Origin of the sequence: Nocardioides daedukensis (assembly GCF_013408415.1) — a bacterium.
GTDB lineage: Bacteria > Actinomycetota > Actinomycetes > Propionibacteriales > Nocardioidaceae > Nocardioides > Nocardioides daedukensis.
The window spans coordinates 2,621,533-2,639,171 of sequence record NZ_JACCAA010000001.1 but is presented as its reverse complement, the minus strand read 5'-3'; the positions used below and the strand labels follow the sequence as shown (position 1 = coordinate 2,639,171).

Sequence of the window (17,639 nt, the reverse complement as noted above, 5' to 3'; positions counted from 1 at the left end):
CATGGCACGCTGAGCGCATGCCCGAGTCCCCCGAAGTGATCCACGCCCGGGTCGCGGCCGCTGTCGGTCCCGACGGTCGCCTGCCCATGCCCCCGGTGGCCGACTGGGAGACCTTCCCGTGGGAGCTGGTCGACGGCGAGCTGATGCCAAAGGTGCTGCCCGAACCGGTCGCGGCCGAGGAGCCCCGCGAAGGCCGCGACGGCGTGGACTGCAAGCTCTGCGACGAGGGTGAGTCGGACCCGCAGCGGATCTGGGAGAGCTGGAACTTCCACGTGAAGGCGCCCGCCGCGCCCAGCGGGTTCCCGCTGGTGCTGTGGTTGAACAGCAACGACCACCTCGACTTCACCGAGCTCGATGACACCCAGGCCGCAGAGTTCGGCCAGCTGTCGGTGATCCTGACCCGGATCATGTCGAACATGGAGCACATCGGCCGGGTGCACATGAGCCGCTGGGGCGACGGCGCCGAGCACATGCACGCGTGGTTCCTCGCGCGTCCGGCGCGCTTCCCGATGATCCGTGGCTCGATGGCCCTCGAGTGGGACGCGATGCTGCCGCCAGGTCCGGAACCGGTGTGGCGCGCAGACCTCGCCACGGTCGCCCGCAAGCTGGCCACCCACGGAGGACGGGCGCTGGTGTGACCCGGTTGCGCTCTGCCACGCTGGTGTCATGCCCATCGTGAAGATCAACGCCATCAACGTCCCGCCCCAGGCCCACGAGGAGCTCGAGCGCCGCTTCTCCGCGCGCGCCGGCACCATTGACACAGCCGCGGGCTTCCTCGGCTTCCAGCTGCTCCGCCCGGTCGCCGGGGAGGAGCGCTACTTCGTCGTCACCCAGTGGGAGGACGAGGAGTCGTTCGCCGCATGGCGCGACGGCGACGCCCGGGCCGCGCACTCCGGCGAGCACGGCAAGCCGGTCGCCCAGGGCGCGAACCTGCTCGAGTTCGAGGTCGTGCTGGACGTGCGCCCCACAAACTGACAAATGACCGCGACACGCCGTCTTCACGGCGTGTCGCGGCCACGTCCTCCGGTGCGGGCTGGCTCAGCCCACCGGGGGCGGTGTCTGTGCTGGCGTCGTCGACTTCTTCACGTCGACCTCAGCGGGGTCGGTGGTGACCTCGGCCTCCTGGACGGAGATCTCGAAGTCGTCACCATGCTCGGTGACACCGGTGATGACGGCCTGGGTGACCGCCTCCACGGCGTACTGGCGACGGACGATCAGCGGGTCGTTGCTGAGGTCCTTGACCAGCGCCACGCACATTCCGACCATCACGAAGACGAACGGCACCGCGGCAAGGATGGTGATCGTCTTCAACCCCTCGAGGCCGTTCTCGCCACCGACCAGCAGCATCACCGCAGCGACGCCACCGGTGGCGCAACCCCAGAAGATGACCGGGAGCCGCTTGGGCTCGAGGGCACCGTTCTGCGAGAGCGACCCCATCACGATCGAGGCCGCGTCGGCACCCGAGACGAAGAAGATGCCGACCAGGACCATCACCAGGATGGAGGCCACCGTGGTCAGCGGGAACTGCTCCAGCAGGTTGAACAGCTGGTGGTTGACGTCCGCGGCGGTGCCGTCGGCGTTGTTGTAGATCGGCTTGCCCTGCTCCTGCAGCTTCATCGCGCTGCCACCGAAGATCGCGAACCAGACCAGGCTGACCAGGCTGGGCACGAGCAGCACGCCGGTGACGAACTGCCGGATCGTGCGACCACGCGAGATCCGCGCGATGAACATCCCGACGAAGGGTGTCCAGGAGATCCACCAGGCCCAGTAGAAGACGGTGTAGCTGCTCAGCCAGGCGGCCGTGGTGGCGCCTTCGGCGTTGGAGCGACCGGCCATCTCAGGCATCTGGCCGACATACTCGGCGATCGCGGAGGGCATCACGTTGAGGATGAACAGCGTGGGGCCGACCACGAAGACGAAGACGGCGAGCACCAGGGCCAGCACCATGTTGATGTTGGAGAGGTATTGGATGCCCCGGGAGACACCCGAGACCGCGGAGAGGATGAAGCAGATCGTCAGTACGACGATGATCCCGACCAGGACGCCGTTGCCGGCCGCGCCGATTCCGCCGACGATCTCGAGCCCGGCGCTGATCTGCAGGGCACCGAGGCCGAGCGAGGCCGCTGAGCCGAAGAGGGTGGCGAAGATGGCCAGGATGTCGATCACCTTGCCAGCCGGGCCGTGGACGCGCTGGCCCAGGATCGGCTCGAAGACGGCACTGATCAGCTGCAGGCGGCCCTTGCGGAACACGCCGTAGCCCACGGCGAGACCGACCACCGCATAGATCGCCCACGGGTGGAGCGTCCAGTGGAAGAGCGTCTGCGCCATCGCGATTCGCTGCAGCTCGGCGACCTCCGCCGAGCTGGTGCCGGGGACTCCGTAGCCGGCCTTGTCGGCGAAGAAGGTGAGCGGCTCGTTCACGCCATAGAACATCAGGCCGATGCCCATGCCCGCGGAGAACATCATCGCGATCCACGAGATGGTCCGGAACTCAGGCGCCTCACCGTCACGGCCGAGCGGGATGTTGCCGAACTTGCCGAGGGCGAGCCACAACACGAAGACGACGAACGCCGACGAGGTCAGGATGAAGACCCAGCCGAGGTAGTCCATCGTCCAGGCGAGCCCCTCCCCCGATGCCTCACGCAGGGACGCGGCGCTGATGAAGCCCCAGAGCAGGAACGCAATCGCAATCGTCGCGGTGACACCGAACACGACCCAGTCGAGCTTCGAGGTGTCGCGTGCCTCCTCAACAGGGAGGAAGTCGAGGGCCGGATGCTGGTCCTCGTTGGTCTCTGATTCGGGCGGCTGGCCACCCTGCTTGATGCTCACGTTGTGTCACGACGCCCCAGATCGGGCGTCATCCTCCTTCACGAGTGATTGGTCCCAAACTCATCGACCGTGACAGGTGCGAAGGTGGATTGCAAGCCGCCCCCGACGCAGACGCCCGTCCGGATTCGTTCGGATCGGGGCCAGGCCGATCAGGCGGGACAGCCCTCAGGAGGCGAGCACACCCACGAGGATGAGCAGCACCGGGATCGCGATGATGGCCGTGAGCAGCAGCACCAGCGCGAGCTTTCCGGGCGCCTTCACCGGCCCGAAGCCGATCGCGCCCTTCATGAAGGTGATCATCGGCAGCTTGTAGTGCACGTCGACCGTCTGGCCCTGCTGGACGTGGACCGGGAGCTCGGCGCGGCCGTACTGCCACATCCACTGGCCGTGCCCGGCGACCAGGTGGTTGCCGGGAACCACCGGCACCACCTGCTGGCCCTGGAACAGGGCGACCGGCATGGAGTCGACTGTGATGGTCGGCGGGACCATGCTCATCCAGACGTTGTGCGAGGCGTGCACCCGGATGAATCCGGGCGGGGGGAGCTGGCCCGGTGCTTGATGCTGCGCTTGATGCTGTCCTTGGTGCGGTCCGGGCGGCGGTCCCTGGTACGGCGGCCCGGACGGCTGGCCGGGGAACTGGCCCGGGAACTGTGCCGGAACCTGGGGCTGCCCGCCGTGGGGAGGGGGCGTCATGTCCGTCACAGGATCTCCCCGGGGGCGTAGGCGGCGGCCGCCGGGTGCTCGTCCACCAGCTCCGCGACACGGCGTACGACGGCCTGAACCTGGTCGACGGCAGCCCCGGTGAACGCGATCGGTTCCGCGACCAGGGCGTCGATCTGGTCCCTGGAGAGACCGAGCCGCTCGTCGGCGGCGAGCCGGTCGAAGAGGTCGTTGACGGCGAGGCCTTGGCGCATCTCGAGCGCGACACCGACCGCGTTCTCCTTGATCGCCTCGTGGGCGGCCTCGCGGCCCACCCCGTTGCGGACCGCGGACATCAACACCTTGGTGGTGGCCAGGAACGGCAGGTAGCGATCGAGCTCGCGCTGGATCACGGCCGGGAAGGCGCCGAACTCGTCGAGGACGGTGAGGAAGGTCTGGAAGAGGCCGTCGGCGGCGAAGAACGCGTCCGGCAGGGCGACCCGGCGTACGACGGAGCAGGAGACGTCGCCCTCGTTCCACTGGTCGCCGGCGAGCTCGCTGACCATCGAGAGGTGACCGCGGAGGATCACGGCGAGGCCGTTGACCCGCTCGCACGAGCGGGTGTTCATCTTGTGCGGCATCGCCGAGGAGCCGACCTGGCCCTCCTTGAAGCCCTCGGTGACCAGCTCGATGCCGGCCATCAGCCGGATCGTGGTGGCCAGGTTGGAGGGGCCGGAGACGAGCTGGACCAGCGCGGAGACGGCGTCGAAGTCGAGCGAGCGCGGATAGACCTGGCCGACGCTGGTCAGCACGTTGTCGAAGCCGAGGTGCGCGGCGACCCGGGACTCGAGCTCGGCCAGCTTGGCGGTGTCGCCGTCGAGCAGGTCGAGCATGTCCTGGGCGGTCCCGACCGGGCCCTTGATGCCGCGCAGCGGATAACGCGCGATCAGGTCCTCGACCCGGGCGACGCCGGTGAGCATCTCGTCGGCGATCGTCGCGAAGCGCTTGCCGAGGGTGGTGGCCTGGGCGGCGACGTTGTGCGAACGGCCCGCCATCACGGTGGTCTCGTGCTCGGTGGCCAGACGGCCGAGGCGGGCCAGGGCGGCCACGGCGCGATCACGGATCACGGTGAGGGACTGCAGGACCTGGAGCTGCTCGACGTTCTCGGTCAGGTCGCGCGAGGTCATTCCCTTGTGGATGTGCTCGTGCCCGGCGAGCGCGCAGAACTCCTCGATGCGCGCCTTCACGTCGTGGCGGGTGACCCGCTCGCGGGCGGCGATGGAGGCCAGGTCGACGCTCTCCTCGCCACCGTCCACGACGCGCTGGTAGTCCTCGATGACGCCGTCGGGGACGTCGATGCCGAGATCCTTCTGGGCACGGAGCACGGCGACCCAGAGCTGGCGCTCCAGGACGATCTTGTGTTCGGGCGACCAGATCGCGGCGAGGTCGGCGGCGGCATAGCGGGTGGCGAGGACGTTGGGAACGGTCACGTTGGGGATTCTCCCATCCCGGCGCCAGCGGCCTCCACACGTCCCATCCGCCTGCCGTAGCCGGGGTGGTCGCGACCGGTGGAACGCGACCGGGGTGGTCGCGGCCGAGCGGGCTCATTGCCCACTCGACTGCGACCACCCCGGCTGGATCACGCGGTTCGAACACCGCGGCTCTGACTCAGTAGGACTTCGGCAGCCCCAGCGAGTGCATCGCCACGAAGTTGAGGATCATCTCGCGGGAGACCGGAGCGATCCGGCCCAACCGGGCGGCGACCAGCATGTTGCCCAGCCCGTACTCCTCGGTCAGGCCGTTGCCACCATGGGTGTGCACCGCGACGTCGGTGGCGTTGCAGGCCACCTCGCCACCGGCGTACTTGGCCATGTTGGCGTATTCGCCGGCCTCCATGTCGTCGCCGGCGTCATAGAGCGCGGCGGCCTTCTGCCACAGCAGTCGCGCCTGCTCGAGCTCGATCTTGATCTTCGCCAGCGGGTGCGCGATGCCCTGGTGGGAACCGATCGCCTGGTCCTTCCAGACCGAGCGCTCCTTGGCATAGGCCACGGCCTTGTCCAGCGCGAACTGGGCCATCCCGCACGAGAAAGCACCGCCCATGATCCGCTCGGGGTTGAGGCCGGCGAAGAGCTGCCACAGCCCACCGTCCTCGTCACCGACCAGTGCGTCCGCCGGCACACGCACGTTGTCGAGGAACAGCGTGAACTGCTTCTCCGGCGCCTGCCACGACATCGGGATGACCTGCTTCTCGAAGCCCTCGGAGTCGGTGGGCACCACGAACAGCGCCGGCTTCAGCTTGCCGGTCTTCGCGTCCTCGGTGCGCGAGACGATCAGCACCGACTGCGCCTCGTCGACGCCGGAGATGAAGGTCTTCTGGCCGTTCAGCACCCAGTCGTCGCCGTCGCGGGTGGCGGTGGTGGTGATCTGGTGCGAGTTGGAGCCGGCGTCGGCCTCGGTGATCCCGAACGCCATCAGGTGCGTGCCGTCCGCGATGCCCGGCAGCCACTGCTTCTTCTGCTCCTCGGTGCCGCAGCGCATGATGATCGAGCCGCAGATCGCCGGTGAGACCACCATCATCAGCAAGGGCGCCCCGGCACCCGCACACTCCTCGAGCACCGCTGCGAGGTCGGACATGCCGCCACCGCCGCCGCCGTACGCCTCCGCGATGTTGACCCCGAGGAAGCCGTTGCGGCCCATCTCGAGCCACATGTCGGTCATCTTGCCGTCCTCGCGGGCCTGCTTGGCGACGTACTCGTGGCCGTACTTGCCGGCAAGCTTCTTCACCGACTCGCGAAGCGCGACGCGCTCCTCGGGCTCGCTGAACATGGTCTGTGTTGCGGTCATGCGTCTGCTCCTTGGGAGGTGGACTGACTCTCGGTGGGTTCGACGACGGCGAGCACTGCGCCCGCCTCAACCTGGTCACCCGTGTGTGCTGGGAGTTCGGTGACGGTTCCCGCGTACGGCGCGGAGACCGTGTGCTGCATCTTCATCGCCTCCATCACGACGATCGGCTGGCCCTCGGCGACGGTGTCCCCGAGCGCGGCGTGCACCGCGACGACGCTGCCGGGCATCGGCGCGAGCAGCGAGCCCTCGGCCACCTGGTCGGCGGGATCGACGAAGCGGGGTACGACGCGCAGGCTCAGCGACCCCATCGGGCCGTCGACGTGGACGTGGTCGTCGGTGACCACGCCGTGGAAGGTCGTCGAGATCCCGCCGGCCCGCAGCTGTGCGGCGTACGGCGAGGACTCGAGCACCTCGATGTCGGTGTCCGCAGAGGCCGGGACGGGGCCGTTGCGTCCGGCCAGCCACTCGACGACATGCTCCTGCTCGCCGACGGCGAACGTGGTGCGCTGCGGCTGGGAGACCACGTTGCGCCACCCGGTCGGGATCCGTTGCTGGACCTTGCGCACAGCCGCGACGTGCTCGGCGCGCAGCACCGCGGCGGCGAAGAGCGTGGTGACGTCGGGCTCAGCGAGGCCGGCCGCCTGGACGCCCGGCTGGCGGTCGAAGAAGTCGGTGCTGACCTCTCCGGCAAGGAATGCCTCGTTGGTCAGTGCGGCGACGAGCATGTCCCGGTTGGTGACGACGCCGTGCAGGCGAGCCCGGCGCAGGGCACCGGCGAGCATCCGTGCGGCCTCGGTGCGGGTGGGTGCCCAGGCGATCACCTTGGCCAGCATCGCGTCGTAGTGCGTGGACACGTCGTTGCCCGCGGCGAAGCCGGAGTCGACCCTGATCCCGGCTCGCGGGGACCGCGCGAACGTGGTGGCGCCCGGGATCCCGAAGCTGGTCAGGTGTCCGCTCTGCGGCTGCCAGTCCTGGGCCGGGTCCTCGGCATAGAGCCGGACCTCGATGGCGTGTCCGGCCGGTTCTGCCGCGCTCGGCACGGCACCGCCCTCGGCCACCGAGAGCTGCAACGCGACCAGGTCCACGTCGAGGATCGCCTCGGTCACCGGGTGCTCGACCTGCAGGCGGGTGTTCATCTCGAGGAAGAAGAACCGCTCTCGGTCGGGGTCGTAGAGGAACTCGACGGTGCCGGCGCCGAGGTAGTCGATCGCCTTGGCGGCGCTGCGCGCGGCCTCGTGCATCGCCGCGACGACAGCAGCGTCGATGTTCGGGGCGGGCGCCTCCTCGACGACCTTCTGATGCCGGCGCTGGATGGAGCAGTCGCGCTCACCGAGCACCACCACCTCACCGAACCGGTCGCCGACGACCTGGACCTCGACGTGACGGCTGTGCGCGATGTAGGGCTCCACGAAGACGGTGCCGTCGCCGAACGCCGACTCGGCCTCGGCCCGTGCGGTCTCGATCTCGCCGGGAAGCTCGGCCAGCGTGCGGACGATGCGCATGCCGCGCCCGCCACCGCCGGCGGACGCCTTGACCAGCAGGGGCAGGTCGTCCTGGGTGGCGGTCTCGACGGTGAGGTTCGCCAGGACGGGTACGCCGGCCGCGGCCATCAGCTTCTTGGACTCGATCTTGGAGCCCATCGACACGATCGACTCCGGTGCCGGACCGACCCAGGTCAGGCCGGCCTCGGTCACGGCGCGGGCGAAGTCGGCGTTCTCCGACAGGAAGCCGTAGCCGGGGTGGATCGCGTCCACGCCGGTGCGTCGAGCGGCCTCGAGGACGAGGTCGGCGCGCAGGTAGGTCTCCGCGGGGCTGTTGCCCCGCAGGTGTACGGCGGCGTCTGCCTCCTGCACGAACGGCATCTCGGCGTCGGCGTCGGAGTGGACGACGACGGTCTCGATGCCGAGCTCGCGGCAAGTGCGCAGGACGCGGCGGGCGATCTCGCCGCGGTTGGCGACGAGCAGTCTCGTGATCACAGCCGGAACACCCCGAAGTTCATCTCGCCCTCGATGGGCTGGTTGTTGATGACGGACAGGCAGATGCCCAGGACGGTGCGGGTGTCGCGCGGGTCGATGACCCCGTCGTCATAGACCATCCCGGAGAGGAAGTAGGGCAGCGACTGCTCCTCGACCATCCCCTCGACCATCTCCCTGACGGCCACGAAGCCGTCGGCGTCGAAGACCTGGCCCTTCTTCTCCGCGGACTCGCGGGCGACGATCTCGAGCACCCCGGCCAGCTGCTGCGGGCCCATCACCGCGGACTTCGCGCCGGGCCAGGTGAACAGGAACCGCGGGTCGTAGGCGCGACCGTTCATGCCGTAGTTCCCGGCGCCGTAGGAGGCACCCATGATCACGGTCAGGTGCGGCACCTTGGAGTTGGAGACCGCGTTGATCATCTGCGCGCCGTGCTTGATGATCCCGCCCTGCTCGTAGTCCTTGCCGACCATGTAGCCGGTGGTGTTGTGCAGGAACAGCAGCGGGGTGTCCTTCTGGTTCGCCAACTGGATGAACTGGGCAGCCTTCTGGGCCTCCTCGCTCATCAATACACCGCGGGCGTTGGCCAGGATGCCGATCGGCTGGCCGTGCAGGCTGGCCCACCCCACGCACAGGGACGTCCCGTAGAGCGGCTTGAACTCGTCGAAGGCGACGCCGTTGTCCGCCGACGTGCCGTCGACGATCCGCAGGATTGCCTCGCGCGGGTCGAACGGCTCCTTGAGGTCGGTGGGGATCAGGTCGAGCAGGTCGTCCGGATCCAGGTCGGGCTCGGCGTACGTCGTGAGGCCGGGGGTCGGCACCGCTCCACGCTTGCGCCAGTTGAGCCGGGCGACGACCCGGCGGGCGATCCGGATCGCGTCGCGCTCGTCGACGGCGAGGAAGTCGGAGGATCCGGAGATCCGCGAGTGCATCTCGGCGCCGCCGAGTGATTCGTCGTCGGTCTCCTCACCGGTCGCCATCTTGACCAGCGGAGGGCCGGCGAGGAAGACCTTGGCCTGCTCCTTGACCATGATCACGTAGTCGCTCATCCCCGGGACGTAGGCGCCACCGGCGGTCGAGTTTCCGAAGACCACCGAGACGGTGGGCACCTTGCGGGCCGAGGACCGGGTGAGGTCGCGGAAGCCACGTCCGCCGGGGATGAAGATCTCGCTCTGGGTCGGCAGGTCGGCGCCACCGGACTCGGTGAGGTTCACCGTCGGCAGGTTGTTCTCGGCCGCGATGTCGAGGGCACGGAAGTTCTTCTTCACCGACCAGGGGTTGAGGGCGCCGCCCTTCACCGTCGGGTCGTTGGCCACGATCATGCACTCGACGCCTTCGACGACGCCGATGCCGGTGACGAGGCTGGCGCCGACTGCGAAGTCCTTGCCCCACCCGGCCAGTGGCATCAGCTCGAGGAAGGCCGAGCCCTCGTCCACGAGCAGCTCGATGCGCTCGCGGGCGGTGAGCTTGCCGCGCTCCTTGTGCCGGGTGATGTACTTGCCGCCGGCCTCCACAGCCTTGGTCTGCTCGGCGTGGAGCTCCTCGATCTTGGCGAGCATGGAGTCCCGTCGGCTCTCGGGTGCCGCGTCCACCGTCATCGCTCGAGCACCTCCTTCATCCTGCTCAGGGTGGTGCGCATCCCGCGCTCGTTGGTCCGACCGCGCAGCCGGCCCAGGACCAGCCAGTAGGCGCGGAGGTACCACGCCGGGGTGAGCCGGAAGTACTCCGTGACCAGTGAGCCGGTGCCGGACGGTGCGATCCGGTAGCCCCAGTTGTTGACCGGGTTCTTGTCCAGGCCGACGGAGAACTCGAACTGCGCCTGCCCATCGGCGCCGGGCTCCTCGCACTTGGTCACGGTGCAGGGGGTCCAGTAGGTCGGCCCGACGCCGTTGCGCTTCACGTGTCCCTTGAACCGGGCCCCGACCGCGGGGCCGGTGGCGCCGTGCGTCCACTTCGCCTCGAAGGTCTCCGGGGAGAACTCCCCGATCCGGGTCACGTCGCTGACCAGCGCCCAGATCTTCTCCGGCGGTGCCTCGATCTGCATCGACACCTCGCCGCCGAGCGGCTTGATGATCTCCATCGTGTGCTCCTTCAGTTCGTGGGGTTGGGAAGTCGTGCGGGCGAGGCTGGTCTGGTTGCGTTGACTGATGGGTTGGGGGTTTCGGGTTGCGCCAACTGATGGGTTGGGCGGGCCGTTGCGACTAACTGATGCCTTGGGCGGAACGGTCGCGCTAACTGATGCCTTGGGCGGAACGGTCGCGCTAACTGATGCTTTGGGCGACCAAACACGGCCAAATCAGTCCCCAACCCATCAGTTAGTCCGTCCTGCCCCGCCAACCCATCAGTTACGACAGCCCCCAGGAAGGACCCCGCCCGGGGAGCCGGTACGGCGCTCCTCACAGCAGTCCTTCCTCGATGCTGACCATCCGCGAGCGCACCCATTCGCCGAGGCCCTTGGCCTGCGGGTCGAAACGGGTGGCGGCGGCGACACCGTCGCCGAGCAGCCCGTGGATCACCACGTTCACGCCACCAAGGTTGGGCAGCAGGAAGACCTCCACCTCGAGGTCGGCCGCCTCCGGGACCAGCTCGCGGATCTTGCGCGGGTTGATCAGCTTGCTCAACCAGGTCACGCGTTCGGCCCGCTTGGGCGAGCCGTCGTTGACCACCCACAGGCCGAGGTTGGCGTTGCCGCCCTTGTCCCCGGACCTGGCGTGCACGAAGGTGCCCAACGGCAGGCGGCGGGTGAGGTTGTCGGACGGAGAGGGATAGGGCGAGGGTCGGCCACCCGGCTCGGACTCCCGATCGAGGAACGCAGTCGGGTCCGCCACGACCTCGCGGCGACCGTCGGAGTGGACGGCTGTGTGGGTGACGGCCGAGCGGTCGACGTACTCCGCGCGATAGATCCCGAAGGGTGTCGGGCTCGGGGGCGGGCCGGTCATCGTGAAGCCCGGGTAGGAGGCCAGTGCCAGCTCGACCGCGGCGGCCGTGAACGGCTTGCCGACCGGTCCGGCGTCGGGGTCCTTGACGGTGACCCGGAGCAGGCAGGAGGCGGCCTCCTCGGTCTCGGCGTCGCTGCGCGGCTGGGATGTCTGCGACCAGGTGACCTCGGCCGGAGGGTTCTTCGCCAGAGCGGAATCCATCTGCATCCGCACCCAGTCGGCCTTGGCCTCGATGTCGAGCCCGGTCAGGACGAACTCCATGGTGTTGCGGAACCCGCCGAGCTCGTTGACGCAGACCTTCAGCTGCGACGGCGGCGCCTCGCCGCGCACCCCGGTGATGGCAACCCGGTCGGGGCCGGACTGCTCGAGCTCGATCGTGTCGAGCAGCGTAGTGACGTCGGGGTTGAGGTAGCGCGTCGACTGGATCTCATAGACCAGCTGCGCGGTGACGGTGTCGACGGTGACCGCGCCGCCGGTCCCGTCGTGCTTGGTGATCACGCACGAGCCGTCGGCGGCGACCTCGGCGATCGGGAAGCCCAGCGGCTCGAGAGCACTGCCCATCGCGCCGCTGGCGATCAGGCTGCGGAAGCCGGAGAAGTTCCCGCCCGTCGCCTGTGTCCCGCACTCGATCACGTGGCCGGCGACGACCGCGCCGGCGAGGGCGTCGTACGCCGTCTCGTCCCAGCCGTGGTGCGCAATGGCCGGGCCGACCACGACCGAGGCGTCGGTGACCCGTCCGGTGACCACGATGTCGGCACCCTGCTGCAGGGCTCGGGCGATGCCGAAGCCGCCGAGGTAGGCGTTGGCGGTGAGTGCGTTGCTGCCCAGCTGCTCGAGGCCGGAGCCGCGCAGGTCATCGCCCTCGACGTGCGCGATGGCGACGTCGAGGCCCAGGCCGCGGGCCACCTCGCGGAGCCGGTCGGCCAGCCCGGCGGGATTCAAGCCGCCGGCGTTGCTGACGATCTTCACTCCCCGCTCGAGCGCGAGGCCCAGCGTGTCCTCGACCTGGCGCACGAAGGTGCGCGCATAGCCCAGCGAGGGGTCCTTCATCGTGTCCTTGCCGAGGATGAGCATGGTCAGCTCGGCCAGGTAGTCACCGGTCAGGACATCGAGCTGTCCGCCCTCGAGCATCTCCCGCATCGCGGAGAGCCGGTCGCCGTAGAAGCCGGAGCAGTTCCCGATCCGTACGACGCTCATCTGCGCGCCTCCCGGCCGGTGCCCGGGTTCCCTGCGAAGCACTGGGCGATGCCGAGCCACGTCTCGGCGTCCGGCCCGACGGCAACGAGGTCGGTGTCGGCCCGGTTGACGCGCTGGGTGACGAGCAGGCAGAAGTCGTGGGCCGAGCCGGTCACGCGCTGCGCCGCGTCCTCGGGACCGTAGGCCCACAGCTCACCGCTCGGCGAGGTCAGCTCGACCCGGAACTCGTCCGCGGGCGGGGCCAGGTCGTTCGCGGCGAAGGAGAAGTTGCGGGTGCGGACCCCGATGTGGGCCACGTGCACGATCCGATCGGTCGGAGCAACCTTGACACCGAGCGCCTCGAAGACGTCGAGGGAGTGTGCCCAGGTCTCCATGAAGCGGGCGGTGGCCATCGACGTCGGGGACATCGGCGGGCCGAACCACGGGATCTTCTGTCCTTCGGGGACCGCGCGGAGGGCCTCGTGCAGTGCCTTGCGGCCGGTGCGCCACCGCTCGAGCAGCTCGGCGGCCGGCGCCTTGCCGCCCTCAAGGGCCGCGGTGTCGACGACGTGCTCGGGGTCCGCGATAGCGTCGAGGACCAGGTTGTCCCAGGGCTCCTTCTCACCATGCACCCAGCCGCAGGCGGCCACGGAGGCCTCGTCGGTCCAGGCCAGGTGCGCGACCTGGGTGGCGATGTCCCAGCCCGCTGCCGGGGTCGGTTGCCGCCAGGCGTCCTCGGCCAGCGCCGAGACGTGCTGGTCGAGCTCGTTGCTCTGTGCATCGAGGTCTGCGAGGACCCCTTCGAGGACTGCGTTCACGGCTGCTCCTTCGTCGAGTGGTCACGAGATGACGGTTGAGCGGCGAGTACGGCGTCGAGCCGGTCCGCCCAACGGTCGAGGATCCGAGCGCGACGGCGGGTGTCGTCGGAGATGGTGTTGGCCAGGCCGAGCCCACGGACCAGGTCGAGGGTGGCCTGGATCAGCTCCCGGTTGCCGGGAACCTCCTCGTCGATGCCTAGCAGCTCGACGGTGAGCCGGTGCACCTCGCGTCCGACCCGCTGCTCGAGCGGACCCACTGCGGCCAGCAGGGCGGGATCGGTGCGCGCGGCGACCCAGAGCTCCAGGGCGGCGGAGAAGACCGGGCTGGCGAAGTGGTCTCCGAGCATCTGCAGGACCGCGCGGGTACGTCGTGTTCCGTGCGGCATCGTCGCTGCCGCGGTCTCCAGGTCGCTGCCGCGGATCTGGGTCACGTGCCCGACCGCGGCCAGGACGAGGTCGTTCTTGGTCGGGAAGTGGTGCAGCTGGGCGCCGCGACTGACGCCAGCGCGCTGGGAGACCAGCGTCGTGGAGGTGCGCGCGAAGCCGACCTCGACCAGGCACTCGACCGTCGCCTCGAGGAGGCGCTGGCGCATGACGCGGGTGCGCTCCTCCTGGGGGACGCGGGTCGGGGTGCTCACGGTGACCACTCTGACGGGCCGTGAACAAACAGTCAAGCCTGCTTTTTAGTTCTTGGACGGGGTCAGTCCTGAACGAGCTCAGGCAGCTTCCTCGCGCCGGCGGCGTAGGTGCAGCCGCGCCGGAAGCAGCACGCCCAGCGCAAGCAGGACGATCGCCCCAGCGACCCCCACCAGGATCTCGTTCGACGGGAGCGAGAGGCCTGTCCGGGTCTGCGGCGGAAGGCCGGTGTCTGCCGTGTCCTTCTGATCGGCGCGCGACTCCAACCCGGGCGCCAGCGGCACCGGGGTCTCGCCGTCAGGGCTGCCGGTCAACGCCGACCCGGGGCTCAGCAGCGAGCCGAGCTTGGGAGTGCCCGGCACGGTGCCACCGGGTGGTGCCACCCCCGCAGACCCTCCGGACGCGGGCGGGTCGAACGCGCCGAAGTCGGAGCCTCCGCCGGGGATGGTGGGCAGCCCGAAGGCTCCGCCCCCACCAGTGCTGCCCCCGCTGCCACCCGTGCCACCGCCGCCGCCGGATCCACCGGTGCCCCCGCTGCCGCTGCCGTCGCCGGGACCGCCAGTCTCGCCGCCCGGGTCGGGTGCCGGGGTCTCTGCCCGCGCCGTGACCGGGACGCTCGCCACCCGCGGGTTGGCACTGCTGGGCAGCGCGCAGGCGAGGTTGCGGGACCGGGTCACCCCGTCCATCGCGATCACTGCGTTGAATGCGACCTTGGTCGACGACGAGTTCGCCGTGTTGGTGGCATAACCGTTGCCCGGCAGGGACACCTCCAGCGCACCGGTCGCGTTCTCGGGCACGGTCACGTCGCTCAGCGAGATGTCATAGGTGTAGGTCACGGGCGAGCTGAGCTTCTGCTTGTTGGCCGGGACGGAGACCACGATGTTGCGGCTCTCACCGCCGACGGTGACCACCAGCGACATGGTCGAGGAGGAGAGGGTGGCGTTGGCGGCCCACGATGCCCGCGCCTCACGGCGTACGTCCTCGGGCAGCTTCACGCGCAGCGTGCCGGTTGCCGTCGCGGTGTCGCCGGCCGTGACCGAGTCGGGGACTGAGAGATCCACCTGCACGCTGACGTCGGTGTTGCGATCCAGGCCGCCGCTGAGCTGGCAGGCATAGCTCGCGCTGCCCGAGCCCGTGGCCGCATGCGCTGCCGGGGCCACGCCGAGGGCACCGAACGCACCGAGGGGTACGGCGAGGGCCGCGACCGCGGCGCCGGTGATCATCCGATTTCTCATCACATCTCCTCTGCCAGCACACGGGCCGGTCGGACGTAGGAAGGGCGGTCCATGGCGGTCGCAGACACGATGCGCAGGGCCATCAGGACAAGGGGAACCAGCACCACGATCGGCAGCCACGTCACCGACAGCTCAGTGGTCACGCCGAGACTGGCCGCGACCGCGCGGGTGGTGAGGACGGCAAGGGCGGCGCCGAGTGGCAGCCCCACCAGCACGCCGATGACGCCGGTCAGCAGGACGCGCAGCATCAGCAGGTGCCGCAGGCCGGGGCGTTCGAGCCCCAGGGCGCGCAACATCGCCTGCTCGCGCAGACGCCCTCGGATGCCGAGCCAGCCGGCGCAGAGCATCCCGGCCACCGCGACCAGCACCGCAAGCAGGAACAGGCCGGATGCGGCCGCGCCGACCAGGCCCACCGCGGCGGCGATGCTCAGGTCGATGGGCACGGAGCCGCCGACGGCCACCACCTCGGCGGTGCCGACCGGCTGTACGCCGCCACGCGGCGAGGCTCCGTTCGAGAGCTCACCGGACTGCAGAACGATCCCGGTGACCTCTTCGAGCACCCGGCTGCGATCGGCGCCGGGATCCAGGGAGAGCCACGCCATCCGGATGTCGTTGAACTCGGTGACCTGGAAGACCGGGTCGACACTGGCCACGCTGGGCAGGTCGAGTCCGTCGACATGGACCACGCGGAAGCCCTCGAGGGTGCGGTCCGGACCCTTGAGCGAGACCTTCGCGCCCTCGGCGAAGGGCGAGTCCGGTGAGGCCGGGAGATAGATCCGGTCCTCCTCGATGGTGCGCACCGGGAAGTCGCTCGGGAGGCTGCGGTCGAGCTCGGCGACGTCCCCGGCGACGGTCCCGCCGGTGAACTTGACCTTCTTGCCGTCGACGCCGCGACCGATGATGCTCACCTTCTGGCCGAACGGCACCGGGGTCACCTGGTCCACCCCGTCGACGCCGGCCAGGGCGTCGAGGGTGTCCTGCCCGAGCGGAACGGCCGCGGTCGGTGAGCCGAGCACGAGGTCCGCCTGACCGGTGGCACTCAGCCGGGAGGTCGCCGATTCGTTGACCGAACCGACCACGAGCCAGGAGAAGGCGATCAGGGCGAAGGCCAACACCGCAGGGAGCACCTCACCGACGGCGCGACCCGGTCGCTCGAGGATCCAGCCGGCGGCCAGGGAGCGGCCCGCGTCGCGGCGTACGAATCCGAGGCGTTGCAGGACTGTGGCGATGCGAGCGATGAGCAGCGGCAGGAGCAGCGCCATACCGGCCAGGAGCAGCACGGCCCCGGCGATCAGGGCGGTCGCCGCCACCGCGTCGGCCAGCAGGAACCCGGCCCCCGCGAGGAGGACCGCGCCCAGTCCGGCGGAGATGATCGCGGCGCGGGTCGAGAACGGGGCAGCCACCTCGCGCATCGCTCGCGCGGGGCGGACACTGCTGGCCAGGATCGCGGGCACCAGGAGCGCCACCGCCACCGCGGCGACGGTGACGACCACCGGCCACACCCAGGCCCCGCCGGGCACGGTCACCGCGTCCGGGGGCAGGGCCGGCAGGAAGGAGACCTGAGCGGCCGCCGGGACGAGACCGCGGACCACCAGCACGCCCAACAGGGTCCCGAGCACGGCACCTGTCAGGCCGAGCACGAGCGTCTCGAACGCGACGCCGAGCAGCACCTGGGCCCGCGAGGCCCCGGCACTGCGGAGCAGTGCGACCGCGCGACGTCGGGACTCCATGCTGATCAGGCACAGGGCGAGGAGCAGGAGCCCGACCACCACGACGGCCGTGGCAGCGAACGCCTTGACGACACTCGCCAGGTCGGCCAACCGCTCTGCCTGCCCGCCCACGCCTGCGCGTGCGAGGTCGGCGGTGGCACGGGGCTTGACCGAGGCGACGGTCTCGATCCGATCGGCCACGGCGTCGCGGTCCGCGCCCGCATCCACCGAGACCAGCGCGACGTTGTCGCGTCGCGAACCGGACAGCTCGTGCGCTGCGTCGGGCGTGAGGATGCCGTAGGCGATCGCGGCGTGACGGAAGGAACCCCGGGTGTCGACCTCGCCGACCACGCGGAAGTTGGTCCGCTCCGTGCCGGCCCGGCCGAGCGCCACCTCGTCACCGACGTGGATGCGCAGCTGGTCCAGGGCATGCCTGGTCAGCGCGATCTCCGTCGGCGCGGCTGGTGCCCGACCCCGGGACCAGCGCTGCCAGCGGAACTCGTCCGAGCTGGACTGGGAATCGATCAGGATGCCGCGGGTGACGCCGACGACCTGGGCGACCGCACGGGTGCGCACGTGGGTGCCGACGACCTCGACGCCGTCGGTGCCCGCGATCTCCTTCACCTGGCTGGTGGAGAGGCCGGCCTCGAGGATCAGGTCGGCGTTCTCGACGTCGACACCGATCCCCTGGTCCACGGCGCGTTGCATGCTGGCGCCGAGCACCAGGGCGGCGCTGATCAGCACTGCCCCCAGGACGGCGACGAGCACCAGCGCGAGGCTGCGGGTGCGGTGCGCGCGAACCTCCGCCCACGCGGTGGCGAACAGAGAGGTGGGCACGAGA

At 69.9% G+C, this 17,639-nt stretch carries 14 protein-coding genes; 2 read left to right on the top strand and 12 right to left on the bottom strand.

Features of this window, described 5'->3' with window-relative positions:
- The first annotated feature begins 17 nt into the window (after positions 1 to 17).
- Positions 18 to 638 (top strand): hypothetical protein, encoded by a 621-nt coding sequence (locus tag BJ980_RS13025; RefSeq protein ID WP_179502684.1) that lies wholly within the window; start codon positions 18 to 20, stop codon positions 636 to 638.
- Positions 639 to 666: 28 nt separating this feature from the next.
- Positions 667 to 975 carry an antibiotic biosynthesis monooxygenase family protein gene (locus BJ980_RS13020; RefSeq protein ID WP_179502683.1) on the top strand — a complete coding sequence of 103 codons (309 nt, stop codon included), beginning with the start codon at positions 667 to 669 and terminating at the stop codon, positions 973 to 975.
- Between the two features lie 63 nt (positions 976 to 1,038).
- On the opposite strand, the gene BJ980_RS13015 is transcribed toward BJ980_RS13020, so the two are convergent.
- From BJ980_RS13015 to BJ980_RS19475, 12 genes are all read right to left on the bottom strand, one after another.
- The gene (locus BJ980_RS13015; protein ID WP_179502682.1) at positions 1,039 to 2,829 is read right to left on the bottom strand and encodes a BCCT family transporter; all 1,791 of its coding nucleotides are present in this window, start codon (positions 2,827 to 2,829) and stop codon (positions 1,039 to 1,041) included.
- A gap of 165 nt (positions 2,830 to 2,994) precedes the next feature.
- Complete coding sequence (locus tag BJ980_RS13010; RefSeq protein WP_179502681.1) at positions 2,995 to 3,288, bottom strand: hypothetical protein; 294 nt, start codon at positions 3,286 to 3,288, stop codon at positions 2,995 to 2,997.
- Between the two features lie 239 nt (positions 3,289 to 3,527).
- Complete coding sequence (gene purB / locus BJ980_RS13005; RefSeq protein ID WP_179502680.1) at positions 3,528 to 4,958, bottom strand: adenylosuccinate lyase; 1,431 nt, start codon at positions 4,956 to 4,958, stop codon at positions 3,528 to 3,530.
- A gap of 178 nt (positions 4,959 to 5,136) precedes the next feature.
- The gene (locus tag BJ980_RS13000) at positions 5,137 to 6,312 is read right to left on the bottom strand and encodes an acyl-CoA dehydrogenase family protein (RefSeq protein WP_246279971.1); all 1,176 of its coding nucleotides are present in this window, start codon (positions 6,310 to 6,312) and stop codon (positions 5,137 to 5,139) included.
- Positions 6,309 to 8,288 carry an ATP-binding protein gene (locus BJ980_RS12995; RefSeq protein ID WP_179502679.1) on the bottom strand — a complete coding sequence of 660 codons (1,980 nt, stop codon included), beginning with the start codon at positions 8,286 to 8,288 and terminating at the stop codon, positions 6,309 to 6,311. The genes BJ980_RS13000 and BJ980_RS12995 overlap by 4 nt, the downstream gene beginning before the upstream one ends.
- Positions 8,285 to 9,883: an acyl-CoA carboxylase subunit beta gene (locus tag BJ980_RS12990; RefSeq protein ID WP_179502678.1), complete on the bottom strand. Its 1,599-nt coding sequence runs from the start codon at positions 9,881 to 9,883 to the stop codon at positions 8,285 to 8,287. Before BJ980_RS12990 ends, BJ980_RS12995 begins: the two co-directional genes overlap by 4 nt.
- Positions 9,880 to 10,365 carry an SRPBCC family protein gene (locus BJ980_RS12985; protein WP_179502677.1) on the bottom strand — a complete coding sequence of 162 codons (486 nt, stop codon included), beginning with the start codon at positions 10,363 to 10,365 and terminating at the stop codon, positions 9,880 to 9,882. The genes BJ980_RS12990 and BJ980_RS12985 overlap by 4 nt, the downstream gene beginning before the upstream one ends.
- Before the next feature lie 316 nt (positions 10,366 to 10,681).
- The gene (locus BJ980_RS12980; RefSeq protein ID WP_179502676.1) at positions 10,682 to 12,421 is read right to left on the bottom strand and encodes an acyclic terpene utilization AtuA family protein; all 1,740 of its coding nucleotides are present in this window, start codon (positions 12,419 to 12,421) and stop codon (positions 10,682 to 10,684) included.
- On the bottom strand, positions 12,418 to 13,218 hold the full coding sequence (locus BJ980_RS12975; protein WP_179502675.1) for a TIGR03084 family metal-binding protein: 801 nt from the start codon (positions 13,216 to 13,218) through the stop codon (positions 12,418 to 12,420). Before BJ980_RS12975 ends, BJ980_RS12980 begins: the two co-directional genes overlap by 4 nt.
- Entirely contained in the window at positions 13,215 to 13,856 is a 642-nt protein-coding gene (locus BJ980_RS12970; RefSeq protein ID WP_343047806.1) for a TetR/AcrR family transcriptional regulator, read from the bottom strand. Before BJ980_RS12970 ends, BJ980_RS12975 begins: the two co-directional genes overlap by 4 nt.
- A gap of 78 nt (positions 13,857 to 13,934) precedes the next feature.
- Positions 13,935 to 15,089 (bottom strand): DUF6801 domain-containing protein, encoded by a 1,155-nt coding sequence (locus BJ980_RS12965; protein WP_179502674.1) that lies wholly within the window; start codon positions 15,087 to 15,089, stop codon positions 13,935 to 13,937.
- Positions 15,089 to 17,635 (bottom strand): FtsX-like permease family protein, encoded by a 2,547-nt coding sequence (locus BJ980_RS19475; protein ID WP_179502673.1) that lies wholly within the window; start codon positions 17,633 to 17,635, stop codon positions 15,089 to 15,091. The genes BJ980_RS12965 and BJ980_RS19475 overlap by 1 nt, the downstream gene beginning before the upstream one ends.
- Positions 17,636 to 17,639 lie beyond the last annotated feature (4 nt).

Bases quoted from the DNA above. Each gene is read 5' to 3' on its own strand.
- BJ980_RS13025 (WP_179502684.1), top strand. From the start codon at position 18: ATGCCCGAGTCCCCCGAAGTGATCCACGCCCGGGTCGCGGCCGCTGTC.
- BJ980_RS13010 (WP_179502681.1), bottom strand. From the start codon at position 3,288: ATGCCGGTCGCCCTGTTCCAGGGCCAGCAGGTGGTGCCGGTGGTTCCC.
- BJ980_RS12985 (WP_179502677.1), bottom strand. From the start codon at position 10,365: ATGGAGATCATCAAGCCGCTCGGCGGCGAGGTGTCGATGCAGATCGAG.
- BJ980_RS12965 (WP_179502674.1), bottom strand. From the start codon at position 15,089: ATGAGAAATCGGATGATCACCGGCGCCGCGGTCGCGGCCCTCGCCGTA.
- BJ980_RS13020 (WP_179502683.1), top strand. From the start codon at position 667: ATGCCCATCGTGAAGATCAACGCCATCAACGTCCCGCCCCAGGCCCAC.
- BJ980_RS12990 (WP_179502678.1), bottom strand. From the start codon at position 9,883: ATGACGGTGGACGCGGCACCCGAGAGCCGACGGGACTCCATGCTCGCC.
- BJ980_RS12980 (WP_179502676.1), bottom strand. From the start codon at position 12,421: ATGAGCGTCGTACGGATCGGGAACTGCTCCGGCTTCTACGGCGACCGG.
- BJ980_RS13000 (WP_246279971.1), bottom strand. From the start codon at position 6,312: ATGACCGCAACACAGACCATGTTCAGCGAGCCCGAGGAGCGCGTCGCG.